The organism is Vibrio sp. SG41-7 (assembly GCF_014164465.1).
GTDB classification, from domain to species: domain Bacteria; phylum Pseudomonadota; class Gammaproteobacteria; order Enterobacterales; family Vibrionaceae; genus Vibrio; species Vibrio splendidus.
The window spans coordinates 24,536-40,222 of sequence record NZ_JACJFF010000024.1 but is presented as its reverse complement, the minus strand read 5'-3'; the positions used below and the strand labels follow the sequence as shown (position 1 = coordinate 40,222).

Annotated in this window: 15 protein-coding genes; 12 read left to right on the top strand and 3 right to left on the bottom strand. The window is 45.4% G+C overall.

What is annotated here, in order from left to right; translation table 11 throughout:
- Positions 1 to 93: 93 nt before the first annotated feature.
- From H5300_RS09060 to H5300_RS09050, 3 genes are all read left to right on the top strand, one after another.
- Complete coding sequence (locus H5300_RS09060; RefSeq protein ID WP_182795815.1) at positions 94 to 3,216, top strand: EAL domain-containing protein; 3,123 nt, start codon at positions 94 to 96, stop codon at positions 3,214 to 3,216.
- A gap of 188 nt (positions 3,217 to 3,404) precedes the next feature.
- Positions 3,405 to 4,184, top strand: coding sequence for a class I SAM-dependent methyltransferase (locus tag H5300_RS09055; RefSeq protein WP_182795809.1), 780 nt, complete (start codon positions 3,405 to 3,407; stop codon positions 4,182 to 4,184).
- Between the two features lie 161 nt (positions 4,185 to 4,345).
- The gene (locus H5300_RS09050) at positions 4,346 to 4,921 is read left to right on the top strand and encodes a hypothetical protein (protein ID WP_017081708.1); all 576 of its coding nucleotides are present in this window, start codon (positions 4,346 to 4,348) and stop codon (positions 4,919 to 4,921) included.
- A 183-nt stretch (positions 4,922 to 5,104) separates the two neighbouring features.
- On the opposite strand, the gene H5300_RS09045 is transcribed toward H5300_RS09050, so the two are convergent.
- Together H5300_RS09045 and uspA are read right to left on the bottom strand one after the other, a co-directional pair.
- The gene (locus H5300_RS09045) at positions 5,105 to 5,983 is read right to left on the bottom strand and encodes a carboxylate/amino acid/amine transporter (RefSeq protein ID WP_004735554.1); all 879 of its coding nucleotides are present in this window, start codon (positions 5,981 to 5,983) and stop codon (positions 5,105 to 5,107) included.
- Between the two features lie 52 nt (positions 5,984 to 6,035).
- Entirely contained in the window at positions 6,036 to 6,470 is a 435-nt protein-coding gene (gene uspA, locus H5300_RS09040) for a universal stress protein UspA (protein ID WP_004735555.1), read from the bottom strand.
- Positions 6,471 to 6,659: 189 nt separating this feature from the next.
- Here uspA and ftnA point away from each other — a divergent pair, with 189 nt between their 5' ends.
- The 3 genes from ftnA to H5300_RS09025 all read left to right on the top strand — a co-directional run bounded on the left by ftnA (position 6,660) and on the right by H5300_RS09025 (position 9,023).
- Positions 6,660 to 7,187: a non-heme ferritin gene (gene ftnA, locus H5300_RS09035; RefSeq protein ID WP_004735556.1), complete on the top strand. Its 528-nt coding sequence runs from the start codon at positions 6,660 to 6,662 to the stop codon at positions 7,185 to 7,187.
- A gap of 68 nt (positions 7,188 to 7,255) precedes the next feature.
- Positions 7,256 to 7,579 carry a universal stress protein UspB gene (gene uspB / locus H5300_RS09030; protein WP_004735557.1) on the top strand — a complete coding sequence of 108 codons (324 nt, stop codon included), beginning with the start codon at positions 7,256 to 7,258 and terminating at the stop codon, positions 7,577 to 7,579.
- Between the two features lie 250 nt (positions 7,580 to 7,829).
- A complete protein-coding gene (locus tag H5300_RS09025) occupies positions 7,830 to 9,023 on the top strand; it encodes an NAD(P)/FAD-dependent oxidoreductase (RefSeq protein WP_182795808.1) in 1,194 nt (397 codons plus the stop codon).
- A 152-nt stretch (positions 9,024 to 9,175) separates the two neighbouring features.
- On the opposite strand, the gene H5300_RS09020 is transcribed toward H5300_RS09025, so the two are convergent.
- Positions 9,176 to 10,069 carry a DMT family transporter gene (locus H5300_RS09020; protein ID WP_004735560.1) on the bottom strand — a complete coding sequence of 298 codons (894 nt, stop codon included), beginning with the start codon at positions 10,067 to 10,069 and terminating at the stop codon, positions 9,176 to 9,178.
- A 138-nt stretch (positions 10,070 to 10,207) separates the two neighbouring features.
- Here H5300_RS09020 and rmuC point away from each other — a divergent pair, with 138 nt between their 5' ends.
- From rmuC to tatB, 6 genes are all read left to right on the top strand, one after another.
- Complete coding sequence (gene rmuC, locus H5300_RS09015; RefSeq protein WP_004735561.1) at positions 10,208 to 11,740, top strand: DNA recombination protein RmuC; 1,533 nt, start codon at positions 10,208 to 10,210, stop codon at positions 11,738 to 11,740.
- A gap of 65 nt (positions 11,741 to 11,805) precedes the next feature.
- The gene (gene ubiE / locus H5300_RS09010) at positions 11,806 to 12,585 is read left to right on the top strand and encodes a bifunctional demethylmenaquinone methyltransferase/2-methoxy-6-polyprenyl-1,4-benzoquinol methylase UbiE (RefSeq protein ID WP_026012235.1); all 780 of its coding nucleotides are present in this window, start codon (positions 11,806 to 11,808) and stop codon (positions 12,583 to 12,585) included.
- A gap of 98 nt (positions 12,586 to 12,683) precedes the next feature.
- Positions 12,684 to 13,289: an SCP2 domain-containing protein gene (locus H5300_RS09005; RefSeq protein WP_019350537.1), complete on the top strand. Its 606-nt coding sequence runs from the start codon at positions 12,684 to 12,686 to the stop codon at positions 13,287 to 13,289.
- Entirely contained in the window at positions 13,286 to 14,920 is a 1,635-nt protein-coding gene (ubiB, locus tag H5300_RS09000; protein WP_017079346.1) for a ubiquinone biosynthesis regulatory protein kinase UbiB, read from the top strand. The genes H5300_RS09005 and ubiB overlap by 4 nt, the downstream gene beginning before the upstream one ends.
- Before the next feature lie 54 nt (positions 14,921 to 14,974).
- On the top strand, positions 14,975 to 15,229 hold the full coding sequence (gene tatA / locus H5300_RS08995; RefSeq protein WP_004735565.1) for a Sec-independent protein translocase subunit TatA: 255 nt from the start codon (positions 14,975 to 14,977) through the stop codon (positions 15,227 to 15,229).
- Between the two features lie 3 nt (positions 15,230 to 15,232).
- Positions 15,233 to 15,640 carry a Sec-independent protein translocase protein TatB gene (gene tatB / locus H5300_RS08990; RefSeq protein ID WP_004735566.1) on the top strand — a complete coding sequence of 136 codons (408 nt, stop codon included), beginning with the start codon at positions 15,233 to 15,235 and terminating at the stop codon, positions 15,638 to 15,640.
- Positions 15,641 to 15,687: the final 47 nt, after the last annotated feature.

The following is a 15,687-nucleotide window of genomic DNA, read 5'->3' as shown; positions in this document are numbered from 1 at the left end:
GCTTGAGTACACATCATAGCCAAGGGTGATAATATTAGCAGTAACTATAGGGTTAGGGTGAATTCAGTGCGATTTTCGTTATTTTTTATTGTGATGTGTTGGAGTGTTTTTGCTTCAGCTCAGGCAAAAGATGTGTTGGTTATTCACTCTTATCATCAAGGCTTTTTTTGGACGGATGATTTCCATAAAGGGCTGGCTGAAGAACTCGATCGAGATGGGTTGTCTTACCGGGTTGTTTATCTCGATACCAAGCGAACTCAAAACGCTGAATACTTAGAGCGAATTTATCAGCTATACCGCACCAAGCTGTCGCATGAAGAGTTTGCCGCTGTAGTCGTCAGTGATAATAACGCCCTCAATCTGATGAAACGCTTAGCGCCCGAACTCAATGGCACGCCCGTTATTTTTGGTGGCATCAACAATTTCTCTCCGCAAATGATTGAAGGCTTGCACGCAACCGGTATCACTGAAGATATTGATATGGCGAGCAATATTGAGCTGATCAATCGACTTCAATCGACGGTTAAAAAAGTTTACGTGGTTACCGATCACTCGGTAACGGGTGAAGCTATTCGCGCTCAAGTGGATCTCTTCCTACAAAAACGTCCTGAGTTTTCTGGGCTGGTGGAGCAATATACGCCTGATTCTTATCAAGAACTGATGACGTTCGCGCAACGCGCTGATCTAACCAAAAGCTTGTTGTTCTGGGCCTACTACCGCGACATCAATGGTCGTGTCAGCAGCAAAGAAGACTGGCGTCAGCTCAACAAAAAAACTCAGATGCCATTGTATATTGTGCATGATTTAGGACTTGGGTTTGGTGCGATTGGTGGCGTGATCCACAGTGGAGAAACGCAAGGACGAGACACTGGGCGAGTGCTACTGAATGTGCTCACTAATCCGGATAAACCGCTGCCCCAAGTGGTTGCTGGCGCGCCAGAAATTAAACTCGATTACCAACAAATATCACGATGGGATTTGGGTGCAGAGAATGAAGCTGCGGTGACTTTTCTCAACAAGCCTAAGTCATTTTTAGTGCGCTACCGAGATGAAATTCGCACCATAGGTTTGCTGTTTTTGGTGATGTCGTGTGTCATCGCGACCTTGGTGTATTACCTCAATCGTCTTAAGAAAAGTGAGCGTACCAGCCGACAAAGCCAACTGTTATTGGAGTCGATATTCGACCAAAGCCTGCAGTTCATGGGGATCATTGATAAGGGCGGTGTATTGCTGTCGAGTAACAGCAAGTTACATGAGCTGCTTTATAACCAAGGCTATAAATTGGGAACACCTCTTCAAAGCCACCAACACTGGGAAGACTCAGCAAGGCAAGAACTGAAAGAATACTTTATCTCGAGCGATGAACATCAGATTTTGCGATTTGAAGCTGAGGTGTGGTGTCGTGATCGTGGTGCGATGGTGTTGGATATCTCTTTAAAGCCTATGCCGGGCAGTGAAGAGGATGATGTTCAGTTCTTATTTGAAGCTCGTGATGTTACCTCGGGTAAGCTCGCGGAGAATAAGTTGTTCCAGCGTGAAGCGAATCTCAAACTGTATTACGACAAACAACCCGTGATGATGATTACGCTCGATGGCAATAATCGCATTCAACAAGTCAATCAGTTTGCTGAGCAGTTACTAGGTTACCCGCTAGATCAGCTATTAGGTCATCGCCCTAGAGAGTTCTATGTCGATGAAAACTCAATGATCCCGCGTCATATTTTATTGCAACCACAGCATAAGATTCGTGGCGTATGGCGTCGTGATATTGAATATCGCCATGCTAATGGCAGCACAATCTGGATTCGTGAAAATATTCGCCCGCTGGTTGAGTCTGATCAGCTGTTGATTGTTGGAGAAGACATTACCGAAACTCGTGAGTTGTCTGAAAAGCTAGAATATCAAGCTCGTTATGACTTGCTGACGGACACATTTAACCGTAACCACTTTGAGCAAGAGCTGCAAAAGGCGCTCAAAGAGGTTGAGAGCCACATGCGAACTCACGCTATGCTGTTCTTGGATTTAGACCAACTCAAGGTCTTGAACGATACGGCGGGGCATGAAGCGGGTGATGCCGCAATCATGTTTAGTGCCAAGCTGCTGGAAGAGGTTCTGCCATACAATGCCGTGTTAGCGCGAATGGGTGGTGACGAATTTGCAGTATTAATGAAAGACTGTACTGAGCGAGATGCGGTGAATGTGTGTCGCAGTATTATCTCGACGATGAGTGAGAACCCATTCTTGTGGGGTGATATTCGCCTTAATCTTACCAGCTCCATTGGTATCCGATTGATTGACCATACTGCGGCCTCACCACAGATGGTACACGCTCAGGCTGATGCTGCTTGCCATGCTGCTAAAGAGGAAGGGCGTAACCGTTACAACCTTTACCATCAAGATGATGAAGACCTGCGTCGTCGTCACCTAGAGATGGAATGCGTCAATCTAGTGCATGAGGCTTTGGCTAACGATCGCTTAGAGTTGTTTGCTCAGCGCATTCTTGGCCTAGATAAAAACAGCGAGAAAATGCACTTCGAAATCTTGGTTCGTATCAAGAATATCCACGGTGAATACATCTCCCCGGGGATCTTCATGCCAGCCTCAGAACGCTATAACATCGCGCATTTGATTGACCGCCAAGTCGTGAGTCAAACCTTGAGTTGGTTGGAGCAACGCCCTGAGGTTATTGAGGAACTAGGGATGTGTTCAATCAACCTTTCTGGTCATTCGATGGGTAATCGAGAATTTGTCGAATTCTTGATTGAGAGCTTGAGAGACTCGTCGATACCGTGCCATAAAATCTGTTTAGAGATCACCGAAACGGCTGCGATGAGTAACATGAAGCAGGCGATCAAGTTCTTTACTCGAATCAAAGAGCTTGGTTGTATGATTGCACTGGATGACTTTGGCTCTGGATTATCGTCGTTTGGTTACTTAAAGAAACTGCCGGTCGACATCGTGAAAATCGATGGCTTGTTTGTGCGTGATATTGCTGTCAACGAGATGGACCATGTGATGGTTCGCTCGATCAATGATTTAGCTAAGCAGATGGGCAAACACACAGTGGCCGAATTTGTTGAAAATACCCAGATAATCGACAAGCTGATCGAACTTGGTGTGAACTACGCACAGGGTTACATCATAGGCCGACCTAAACCACTTGCTGAGCTCGTTGAAGAGTTACAAAAAGAGCGAACGTTAGAGTACTTGGATTAACTGAACCAAGCTGCACGATGAGTATTCTTTAGCACTAGCAGTGCTAATCGTTTGCCGCGTTAATCGTTTATAGTGCTAATAGCTTTCAGAGCTACTAATAGTTTGCACCGCTAATATGTATTGTTGAGGCAATCAGGTAAACTGGTTGCTTCTTTTGTTTTGAATACTACTGTCTGTTGGAGACGACCTTGCAACTACAACTGATTTGCGAAGATGCCACCCAAATCGATCATCTAAATGACTTAGCGACCCGTTGGAATTTATCTCATGATGAAAACAGTGATTTCGCTTTGGTACTGACTAGCGAGCGACTTGAGTTACGTAAAGTCGATGAACCGAAGCTTGGTGCTATCTTTGTTGATTTAGTCGGAGGGGCAGTCGGTCACAGACGTAAGTTCGGTGGTGGTAAAGGTCAGGCAATTGCTAAGGCAGCAGGTCTAAAAAAAGGCGCAACACCAACTATCCTCGATGGCACCGCTGGTTTAGGACGTGATGCGTTTGTGCTGGCTTCGTTGGGCTGTAAAGTACAGATGGTCGAGCGTCACCCTGTTGTGGCAGCACTGCTTGATGATGGCTTGCAGCGAGCTCAGCAAGACCCTGACATCGGTGGTTGGGTAACTGAACGTATGAAGTTGATTCACGCTTCAAGTCACGATGCGTTAGATAAACTCAGCAACGATCCAAACTTCGAACAGCCTGATGTGGTGTACCTAGACCCAATGTACCCGCATCCTGAGAATAAGAAGAAATCGGCGTTGGTTAAGAAAGAGATGCGTGTATTCCAATCATTGGTGGGTGCCGATATGGATGCAGATGCTCTATTGCAACCAGCCCTTAAGCTCGCATCTAAGCGAGTTGTGGTCAAAAGACCGGATTACGCGGCGTGGCTAGACGAGCAAAAACCGAGCATGGCGATCGAAACTAAAAAGAACCGTTTTGATGTGTATGTGAAAGCATCAATGACCTAGGTAAAGTATTAATTACTCAGTTAAAGCATCAATAACTTAGAGACACGCTAAGAAAATTTTCCGTCATAAATACGATAAATCACTATTTAACACTTGCGATAGTCGCGTTACGGATGTATATCTAACTAAGAATCATTATTATTCTTAGCTGGAGTTGTAGCATGGCTAAACGCTTTTGTAAGTTAAACCGTCGAGATATCACCGAGCACTTGGGAGAAATCCACAGTTTGGTGACTGAACCAAAGTTCGTGTGCCGCTCTTGTGCGCGCTCATCGTCGGATCAAGCGAATCTATGCAAACCAACAGCCATCCCACCGATTGATTGTCAGAATAAACCCGCTGAAGAAAAAGTTGCGTGTGGTCTACTTGCTGAAACATTGCCAACTCCAGAAGTTTCTCTTATCGAGGTAATGGACAGCGTTGAGCCAACGGTACAAATCTTTGATCCTGCTATCGTAGAAAAAGCGGATAAAGTCGCGTTGAAAAAAGCCAAGCTGAAAAAATTGATGGCGAAGGCGAGCGGCGATGAGAAAGCTGAACTCAAACAAGCGAAGAAAGCGGCGAAGAAACAAGAGAAGTACAACAAAAAGCTAGCGAAGATGATTAAGAAACAGCAAAAGCTGTTTAAGAAAAGCCAAAAACTGGAAAGTGATCTTGAACGCATCAACCTACAACTTGATGACGTTGCCTTCACTGAAAGCAAGACTCAGGTGGTGAGCCACAATCACATCCACTGAAGTTAATTCGAAGAGCTTATTGCTACACAAATGATTTAAAAAGAGCGACCTACGGTCGCTCTTTTGCTTTCTGGGTATTATTTTAAATAAGAATCTTGCTAGTCAAACAAAGCCTATTAGCTAAATACAGCTTGTTAGTTAACTAAAGCTTGTCAGCTAAATACAGATTGTTAGCTTAACGCGCTAGGCATTGCTAGCATCTCTCGCAACACGCTTCTTCACCCACGTCTCATTGACGAACAAAGAGAACAAGATAACGGCACCACCAATAGACAATCGAACCAAATCGACATCTCTGTTCCAAATCAGGATGTTCACCACAAGGCCAGCTGGAACTAAGACATTGTTCATCACAGCCAGTGCGCCAGCATTGACCATGCACGCGCCTTTATTCCACATAAAGTAACCCAGCCCCGAAGCAATCAAGCCAAGGTAGATCAGGATTCCCCATTGAAGAGTGGTGGTTGGCAGCTTCTCTGGATTGCCCAGTAGCATGAAAGCAACGGAAGCGACGCATAACGCCCCCAAGTAGAAGTAACCAAATACGGTTCGCTGAGGTAATTCAGTCGATTCCTTCTCCATCACCACCTTGTAACTCACCTGACCGATAGCAAAGCACAGGTTCGCCCCTTGCACGACGAGGAAGCCAACTAAAAAGTTCTCATTGATGCCCGCAAATTTAATGAATACCGCGCCCAATACCGCAATTGCCGCAGTCACTAAGTACCACGGAGAGAATTGCCCTTTGAGGAAGTCATAAATAAGCGTGACGTAAATTGGGGTAAAAACGGTAAACAAAAGGACTTCAGGAACGGATAGCAGCAAGAAAGACTGATAGTAGAAGCAGTACATCAGGCCAAGCTGGATACCACCAATGGCCATCAATTTAGCGATCAGCTTACGCGATACGCCGCGAAACTTTAGGAAAGGAAGAAACACGATACCTGCAAGGGCAACACGCATCAGTACAGAGAACCAAGCATCAACCTGACCAGCAAGGTAAACGCCGATCAGGCTAAAGGAGAAGGCCCATAGGAGGGTAACACCAGCTAAATAGCTCATAGTAAAACTTCGTTAATAAGATATGAGCTGTATGTTACCTAACCTTAATTCATTAGTCTTCTGAATCTCTTAGAGGCACGACCAGCATATCAACCGGAGAGGCGTTGATCAGTTGTCGTGTTGAAGAAAGTAGCTTGCTCCAGAAATCTTGATGGTGACCACAAACCACTAAATCAACATTAAACTCGTTGATGGTGTCACACAGCTCATGACTCAAATCGCCACTGCCCACTAAGGTATGGGTGATTGGGTATTGAGCATGCTCAGCAAAATTTTGCAGCTGAACTCGAGATGCTTCCATCGCGTTATGTTGGGTTTCTGCCATGTTGATATCAATCAGGCCGGTATACAGCTCTGCGTAGTTAATATCGATATGGATAAAAGAGACTTTGGCTTCCAATGGCTTAGCCAATGCTACCGCTTTATCCACAATTAATTTGCTGTCTTCTGATAAATCGACCGCGACCAAAATATGTTTGTAACTCATATCGCTACCTCCTTTATTCATTGTCTGATTTAAGATTAGCACTATGCGATGGCTTTTTTTGCTGAAGTGATCTCATATCCACTGTCTTGCGTAATGACAGCTCGAAATATTGGTTAACTAATGGCCTGCGAGATATTCATTAAATAGTGATATAGTAGAGAAAATTGAGGATGTAATTAGGAGTCTTAAATGCTGTCAAAAACTATGGTTGAGCAACTGAATGATCAAATTAACCTAGAATTTTTCTCATCCAATCTATACTTACAAATGAGTGCTTGGTGTGAAGACAAAGGATTTGAAGGTGCAGCAGAGTTTCTGCGTGTTCATGCAGTAGAAGAAATGGAACATATGCAGCGTCTTTTCACTTACGTAAGTGAAACAGGTGCAATGCCAATTCTAGGTGCGATTGAAGCGCCAAAACATGAATTTGATAGCCTTGGTGCAGTGTTCCGTGAAACTTATGAACATGAGCAGATGATTACTCAAAAGATCAACAAACTGGCTCACGTTGCTTTCAGCACACAAGATTACTCAACCTTTAACTTCCTGCAATGGTACGTTGCAGAGCAACACGAAGAAGAGAAGTTGTTTAAAGGTGTATTGGATAAGCTAGAGCTTGTTGGTGAAGACGGTAAAGCACTGTTCTTTATTGATAAAGACCTAGCGCAATTGGCAAAAGATGGTTCATCTTCAATTATGGAAGCTCCTGCCGTTTAGGTAGTACGGGAAAGACACTGATTATCTTTTTCTTTTGAGTTTTCTTATGAAGATGTAGGGAGGAAAGGATGATCAGCGGCGACACTATTCTATTTGCACTAATGGTTGTGACTTGCGTGAACTGGGCGCGATATTTTACTGCGCTAAGAACACTCATTTATATAATGCGAGAAGCACATCCTCTACTTTATCAACAAGTAGACGGAGGTGGATTCTTCACAACTCATGGCAATATGACCAAACAGGTTCGCTTGTTTAGTTACATCAAAAGCAAAGAGTATCACCATCATCACGACGAAGTGTTTATGTCGAAGTGTGATCGCGTAAGACAGTTGTTTATACTTTCTTCCGCTCTGCTGGGTGTAACGTTGCTGTCTTCTTTTATCGTCTAAGTTATTTAGTACGTGTGAAGTAGAGTTTAGGCTTTGGTGTAAAGCTTCGGTTGTTGGTTCGCTAAGCCAAGTAGTGGTTTTGCTGCTGTCTGCAAATTGTACAATTGAACATCAATTGCAAAGTTTAAAATTGCCGCTAGAATAGCGAGCAATTAGTAAGGATGTGCTGTTTATGCACATCCTTTTTTATTGGTGGCATTTCGAGAACAGGGCGTACTCGAGGTGCAAAAGTGAAGAAAGCAGAACCCCAATGAGTGAAAAGTTTGATGTAATCGTAATTGGTGCGGGCGCCGCGGGTTTAATGTGTGCTGCGGAAGCGGGTAAACGTGGCCGACGAGTGCTGGTGGTTGATCATGCAAAGAAACCAGGCAGAAAAATTTTAATCTCAGGTGGCGGCCGTTGTAACTTCACTAACTATGATGTTTCAGCCAACAACTTCCTGTGTAACAACCCTCACTTCGTGAAGTCAGCCTTATCTCAATACACCAACTGGGATTTTATCTCGATGGTGAGCAAGTACGGTATTGAGTTCGAAGAGCGAGACCACGGCCAATTGTTTTGTGTGAATGACCACACTGCAAAAGACATCGTGAGCATGTTGTTTGAAGAGTGTAAGCAGGCGAAAGTTGAACAGCGCTACCGTTGTGATGTTCACTCAATCGAAAAAACAGACACTGGCTTTAAGATGCACCTCAATACCGACGAAGTTGAGTGTGACTCACTTGTCGTGGCGACGGGCGGTTTATCGATGCCGAAACTAGGCGCGACGCCATTTGGCTATAAGATTGCCGAGCAGTTTGGTTTGTCTGTGATGCCGACTACAGCGGGTTTGGTACCATTTACTCTGCATAAAGAAGACAAAGAAGCCTTTGCTGAGCTTTCAGGAATCGCGATTCCTGCCGAGATCACCGCGCAAGACGGCACCTTATTCAAAGAAGCGTTGCTGTTTACTCACCGCGGTCTATCTGGCCCTTCGGTATTGCAAATTTCTTCGTTCTGGAAAGCGGGTCAATCGGTTTCGATTAATCTAGTACCAGAAGTGGACGTTGCTGAACTACTTGAAAACTCTCGAGAGAAACACCCAAATCAGAGCCTGAAAAACACCTTAGCGAAAGCATTACCAAAGCGTTTCGTAGAAGTACTGATTGACCGCAAAGAGCTTGAAGACAAGCCGCTCAAGCAGTTCAATGAAAAACAGCTGAATGACATTGTAGAGCATCTAGAGAACTGGAAAATAGCGCCAAACGGCACCGAAGGTTACCGAACGGCCGAAGTGACTCTAGGCGGTGTGGACACCAATCATTTATCTTCAAAAACCATGGAATGCAAGGACATCAAAGGCTTGTACTTCATTGGCGAAGTCATGGACGTAACAGGTTGGTTAGGTGGCTACAACTTCCAATGGTGTTGGAGCTCTGGCTTTGCAGCAGGCCAGTGGGTTTAAGCTTTGAGCTTACCCATTAGATTTTAAATTACATAAAAATGGCGAGTCATATGACTCGCCATTTTTGTATCTATAAGCGGTAATCCAGCTCTAGATTCGAATTTATCGATAGCTTTTCGTGCTCAATCGAGTCTTTTAGCTCATTTACTCAGTCACGCAGGTTTGTTTTTTGAAAACTTGACCTGTTGAATCACCAAGCCGGCAATGATCAGTACCAAGCCAAACAGGGTCGCTGGGTGAATCTCTTCGCCGATAATCGTGGAAAGTAGCATCAACGAGATAAACGGTGAGGCAAAAATCAGGTTGCTGATACGCGCTGTGTTGTTGGTCAGCTTCAGTGCTGATAGCCATAAGACAAAGGTAATGCCCATCTCGAACAGGCCAACATAAGTCACGGCCATCCAACCTTTCGCTGTGATTTGACTAAAGCTCTCGCCTTCGTAAAGGGTTAAACCAATTGCGAATGGCAGTGCCACTAAGAACCCAAGCAGTACGCCAATCACAGGGTCAGCTTTGTTTTTGGTGTTTAGAATCCAGTATCCCGCCCAAAGCAAGGTTGAAAGTAGCGCCAGAGCCACACCGAGTGGACTATCGAACTGCATTCCTAGCACATCGCCTTTGGTGGCAATGACCACCACACCCGCATAACTGAAGGTACAAGCAATCCAATCTTGCTTACGAATCTTTTGTCCCAGAAAAACCGCCGCCATCAAGGTTAGCGTAATTGCCCAACTGTAGTTGATGGCCTGCGCTTGAGATGCTGGCAATAGGTCGTATGCTTTGAATAGAATCAGGTAGTAGGCCAGTGGATTGACCAAGCCGAGCAGTAGGTAATACCAAGGGTTTGAAAGAAACGTAGTACTCAGCTGAGAAAGCTTGCCTTGAAAGGCGCAGATGGCGATCAGTGCCATTGATGACACTATGCTGGCAATGGTCAGCATTTGAATCGGCGAAAACTCAGCAAGGGTCAGCTTAAAAGCAGTAGCAACTGTTGACCACAGTAATACCGCGGAAAGGCCAAAGCCCAAGGCACGACGTTCGTTCATAGCAACTCATTCTAATTTGATGGGACAGAATACGGAGCGCCTAGTCTATCTGTCGAAATTTAATACGGCAAACTGGACATTTATCCAGTATCAAAATACCATTTAATGAGTTACTTCCAATTAGGCTAAATCATTATCATGCAATGGATTATCGAACATCAAGCACCGCTTATTGCTGCTATTTCTGGCGCGCTCGTCAGCGGCGGTGTGGTGGGTTGGTGGATCAAACAGAAGTTCTCTTTTCAACAGCGACTTCTTGAACAGCAGCTAGAGTCCGACCGTTTGCTGCATGAGTCTCAACAATCTCAGCTCAAATCCTCGCTCGCAGAGGCGCAACAAGAGCTCAATGAACTGGATGATGACCGAGACAAAGCGGCATTCGAGCTCAAGCAAGCCCATGGCAAGGTGATGGCCGCGATGGAAAAGCTGCGCTACTTTGAGGCGGTCAAGCAAGAGCGCCAACAGTATGCCGATGATATCAATGTTCTTAAGGAGCATAAGTCTGAGTTAGAGGCTGAGCTTCGCGAGCAAGAGGCAAGACATGACCAAGAAAACCTCGCCAACAGTGAAAAGCTGCAACTGCTAGAACAAGCAGAATCTCGACTTAAGCAGCAGTTTGAACTGTTAGCGAATCAACTGTTTGAGAGTAAAACCGCTAAGGTCGATCAACAAAACAAGCAAAGCTTAGAGGGTTTGTTGTCGCCGCTGAAAGAGCAACTAGAAGGCTTCAAGAAACAAGTGAACGACAGCTTTAGCCAAGAAGCCAAAGAGCGTCACACCTTAGTACATGAGCTTAAAAACCTGCAACGTCTTAATGAGAGCATGACACGTGAAGCGGTTAATCTGACCCAAGCACTAAAGGGCGATAATAAACAGCAGGGTAACTGGGGCGAAGTGGTACTGGCACGGGTGCTGGCAGAATCAGGGCTGCGCGAAGGTCATGAATATCAAACTCAAGTGAACTTGCAAAACGATGCGGGCAAGCGTTACCAGCCAGATGTGATTGTGCATCTGCCACAAGACAAGCAAGTGGTGGTGGATTCAAAAATGGCTTTGGTGGCGTTTGAGCGTTACTTCAATGCTGAAACTGATCAACAACGTGATGCTGCATTACGTGATCATTTGGCTTCATTGCGCGCGCACATTAAAGGCTTGAGCCAGAAGGATTATCATCAGCTCAAAGGCATACAGAGCCTTGATTATGTGTTGATGTTTATTCCGGTAGAGCCGGCGTTTCAGGTGGCGATTCAAGCCGACCCTAGCTTAGTTAAAGATGCGATGGAGCAAAACATTATCTTGGTCAGCCCTACCACCTTGCTGGTGGCACTGCGTACCATTGATAACCTGTGGCGTAATGACAGACAGAACCAAAACGCGCAAGTTATCGCGGAACGTGCGAGCAAGCTTTACGACAAGCTGCGTTTGTTTGTTGATGATATGGAAGGTCTCGGCAGTTCATTAGATAGAGCCAACCAAAGCTACCAAGGAGCAATGAATAAGTTGGTGACTGGGCGTGGCAATGTGATCCGTCAGGCGGAAAGCTTCAAGCAATTGGGTGTTGAGGTGAAGAAACCGATTTCGGTAGGCTTGGCTGAAATGGCGCAAAATGAGGCTTTTTCAGAAAATGTCTCTTTAGTAGAAAGACAACCTACTGAGGATAAAGTAAACTAATCGGCCGCAGCGCCTCTAAATAGAGAGTGTACTGTCGATGAGAACTTACCATGGTAGATAACAGCATTATGGACACAAGCGTGCAGACAAATTCAGCAGTAGAGTCAGAAACCACACACTTTGGTTTCGAAACAGTCGCAAAAGACGAAAAAGTCGCGAAAGTAGCAGAGGTATTTCACTCTGTAGCCGCTAAATACGACATCATGAATGACTTAATGTCGGGTGGTGTTCACCGCTTGTGGAAGCGATTCACGATTGATTGCAGTGGCGTTCGCCCTGGTCAACGCATCCTAGATCTTGGTGGTGGTACTGGCGACCTGACTGCGAAATTCTCGCGTATCGTTGGTGAAAAAGGCCACGTGGTTCTTGCTGATATCAACAACTCAATGCTGAATGTTGGCCGCGATAAACTGCGTGATAGCGGTATTGTTGGCAACGTACATTACGTTCAAGCCAATGCTGAAGAGCTGCCTTTCCCCGATAACTACTTCGATTGCATTACCATCAGCTTCTGTCTGCGTAATGTTACCGACAAAGACCAAGCGCTGCGTTCAATGTACCGTGTGCTGAAGCCGGGCGGTCGCCTGTTGGTTCTTGAGTTTTCTAAGCCAGTACTTGAACCTCTATCAAAGGTTTACGATGCCTACTCTTTCCACCTGTTGCCAAAAATGGGTGAGCTGATTGCCAACGACGCAGACAGCTATCGTTACCTTGCAGAATCAATCCGCATGCACCCTAACCAAGAAACCTTGGAAGGCATGATGCAAGAAGCGGGTTTTGAAAATACAAAATACTTCAACCTAACGGGCGGCATTGTTGCGCTGCACCGTGGTTACAAGTTCTAGTCGAACTTGGTAGCAGGCTCGTAGGGCGTGCTAAAAAATAAGAATAAAGACAGAACGGATAGGTTAACGCTTATCCGTTTTCAAAGGTAAGGACAGTCATGCCATTTGATCCATTGGTAACCGCGGTTATTGAAACCTCTTTAAATACTTTCGTGAACGATGATCCAGCCTTGGTTCGTCGTTTGTCTCGTTTAAAGGGGCAGATCATTCAAGTTAATTTGAAAGAGCTGAATAAAACTCTCACTTTCGTTTTTAGCCAACAAATCGATGTGTTGTCTGAATACGAAGGGCAACCTGATTGCTACCTATCTTTGAACCTATCGGTACTGCCTGAACTGCGTGAGCAATCGAACATCACCAAGCTGATCAAGCAAGATAAGCTGATCTTAGAGGGTGACATTCAACTCGCACAAAAATTCGCTCAGCTGATGACAGACTGCAAGCCGGACTTAGAAGAGTGGCTATCGCGCGTAACGGGTGATGTGGTTGCGCATACCTTGGTACAAGGCGTTAAAAACGTTGGTGGTTTTGTGGCGAAGCAAGCAACTAAGCATCAAAACCATGTTGCTCAGGTTCTGACAGAAGAGTGGAAGATTGCACCGGCTCCGTTAGAAGTGGTGCATTTTTGCGATCAGGTTGATGACGTAAAAAGCTCGGTAGCTCGCCTTGAAGCTAAGTTGAACGCTCTGTTGGAGAAAATATGACCCCAACAGAACTGAAACGTCTTTATCATATTATCAAGGTACAGTTAGAGTACGGCCTTGATGAATTGATGCCTGAGCACCATTTGACTAAAGCTCCTTTACTGGCGCGAAAGTCACTGTTTTGGCTTAAGAACAAGCATCAAGATAAAGAGTTGGGTCATCGCTTACGCCTTGCGCTGCAAGAACTTGGGCCAGTGTGGATCAAGTTTGGTCAAATGATGTCGACACGTCGTGATCTGTTCCCTCCTCATATCGCTGATCAATTGGCGTTATTGCAAGACCAAGTCGCTCCATTTGATGGCGCATTGGCCAAGCAAGATATGGAAAAGGCACTGGGCGGCAGTTTAGATAACTGGTTTACCGACTTTGATATCGAGCCATTGGCCTCTGCTTCTATCGCTCAGGTGCATACGGCAAAGCTTAAAGAGAGCGGCCGCGAGATTGTTCTGAAGGTAATTCGCCCTGATATTCGCCCGGTGATTGATGCAGATCTAAAACTGATGCACCGAATGGCGCGTATAGTCGCTAAGTCGCTTCCTGAAGCACGTCGTTTGAAACCGGTTGAGGTCGTTCACGAGTACGAAAAAACGTTAATTGATGAACTGGACCTGCGCCGAGAGGCAGCCAATGCCATTCAGCTGCGACGTAATTTTGAAGGCAGCGAAGAGCTGTATGTCCCAGAGGTTATCCCTGATTTAAGCAGTGAAACCCTGATGGTGTCAGAGCGAATCTATGGTATTCAGGTTTCCGATATTGAAACTCTAAATGCCAACGGCACTAACATGAAATTGTTGGCAGAACGTGGCGTGACGGTATTCTTCACTCAAGTATTCCGAGACAGCTTTTTCCATGCCGACATGCACCCGGGTAACGTATTCGTTAATCCAGAAAATCCGGATAACCCTCAGTGGATTGGTTTGGATTGTGGCATTGTTGGCACGCTCAACAGTGAAGATAAGCGTTATTTAGCAGAGAACCTGCTGGCCTTCTTCAATCGAGATTACCGTAAGGTCGCAGAGCTGCACGTGGATTCGGGTTGGGTTCCACACGACACCAACGTCAACGATTTCGAGTTCGCGATTCGCATGGTGTGTGAGCCAATTTTTGCAAAACCACTTGGCGAGATCTCATTTGGCCATGTGTTGCTAAACTTATTTAATACAGCAAGACGTTTCAACATGGAGGTTCAACCTCAGTTGGTGCTTCTTCAGAAGACCTTGTTGTATGTCGAAGGCCTAGGCCGTCAGCTGTATCCGCAACTTGATTTGTGGGCAACGGCGAAGCCTTTCCTTGAAACCTGGATGATGAATCAGGTGGGGCCGCAAGCTGTGATTAACGCAGTAAAAGAGCGTGCGCCATTCTGGGCAGAAAAACTGCCAGAGCTGCCAGAGCTACTTTATGACAGCTTGCGCCAAGGTAAAGCGATGAACCACAGAATGGATCAGCTTTATCAAGGTTACCGAGATAGTAAGCGTCAGCAAGCAACAGGAAAGTTTTTGTTTGGCGTTGGAGCTACTTTAGTCGTATGCTCCGCAATATTAGTTTCAAGCCCTTATGAGCAGCTATCTATGGGCTGTGGCATCGCAGGTGTCACATTTTGGCTGCTAAGTTGGCGAGCTTACCGTCGTTAGACAGTAGACTCCCTTAATATTTTTTATGTGTAGACAGACCCGAGGACAATGACAATGGGTGGTATCAGTATTTGGCAACTTCTAATCATTGCTGTGATTGTAATTTTACTTTTCGGAACGAAGAAACTGCGCGGCATGGGCGGTGACTTAGGTTCAGCGGTGAAAGGCTTCAAAAAAGCAATGAGCGATGAAGATAAGCCTGCAGATAAGAAAGACGCAGACTTTGAACCAAAGAACATTGAACAGCAGAAGAAAGAAGCTAGCGCTGAAACGACTGCTGAAACAAAGAAAGACAAAGAGCAGGCGTAAATCGTGTTTGATATCGGTTTTTGGGAACTGGTATTAATATCTGTCGTTGGGTTAGTCGTTTTAGGACCTGAGCGTTTGCCTGTGGCGATTCGCAGTATTTCCAAGTTTGTTGGACAAGCGAAAAGCATGGCAAACAGTGTGAAAGATGAACTTTCTCACGAGCTTAAGGTGCAAGAGCTGCAAGAAAACCTACGCAAGGCGGAAAAAATGGGTATGGAAGATTTATCTCCAGACCTAAAAGCATCAGTTGATGAACTTAAGCAGGCCGCTGCTCAAGTTCAACGCCCGTATGCTAAGCCTGAGTCTGATAAGCCGAGTGAGACTGAACCTAGTGTCACGGAAACTGTGGAATCTGAAACCATTCAGGTCAACAGTGAAGCTTCAGCACCGTCAGATAAGAAAGCCGAATAGTCTCGCAAGGAGGAGTCGCCAGATACTTATGTAGTTATTTAAGTAGA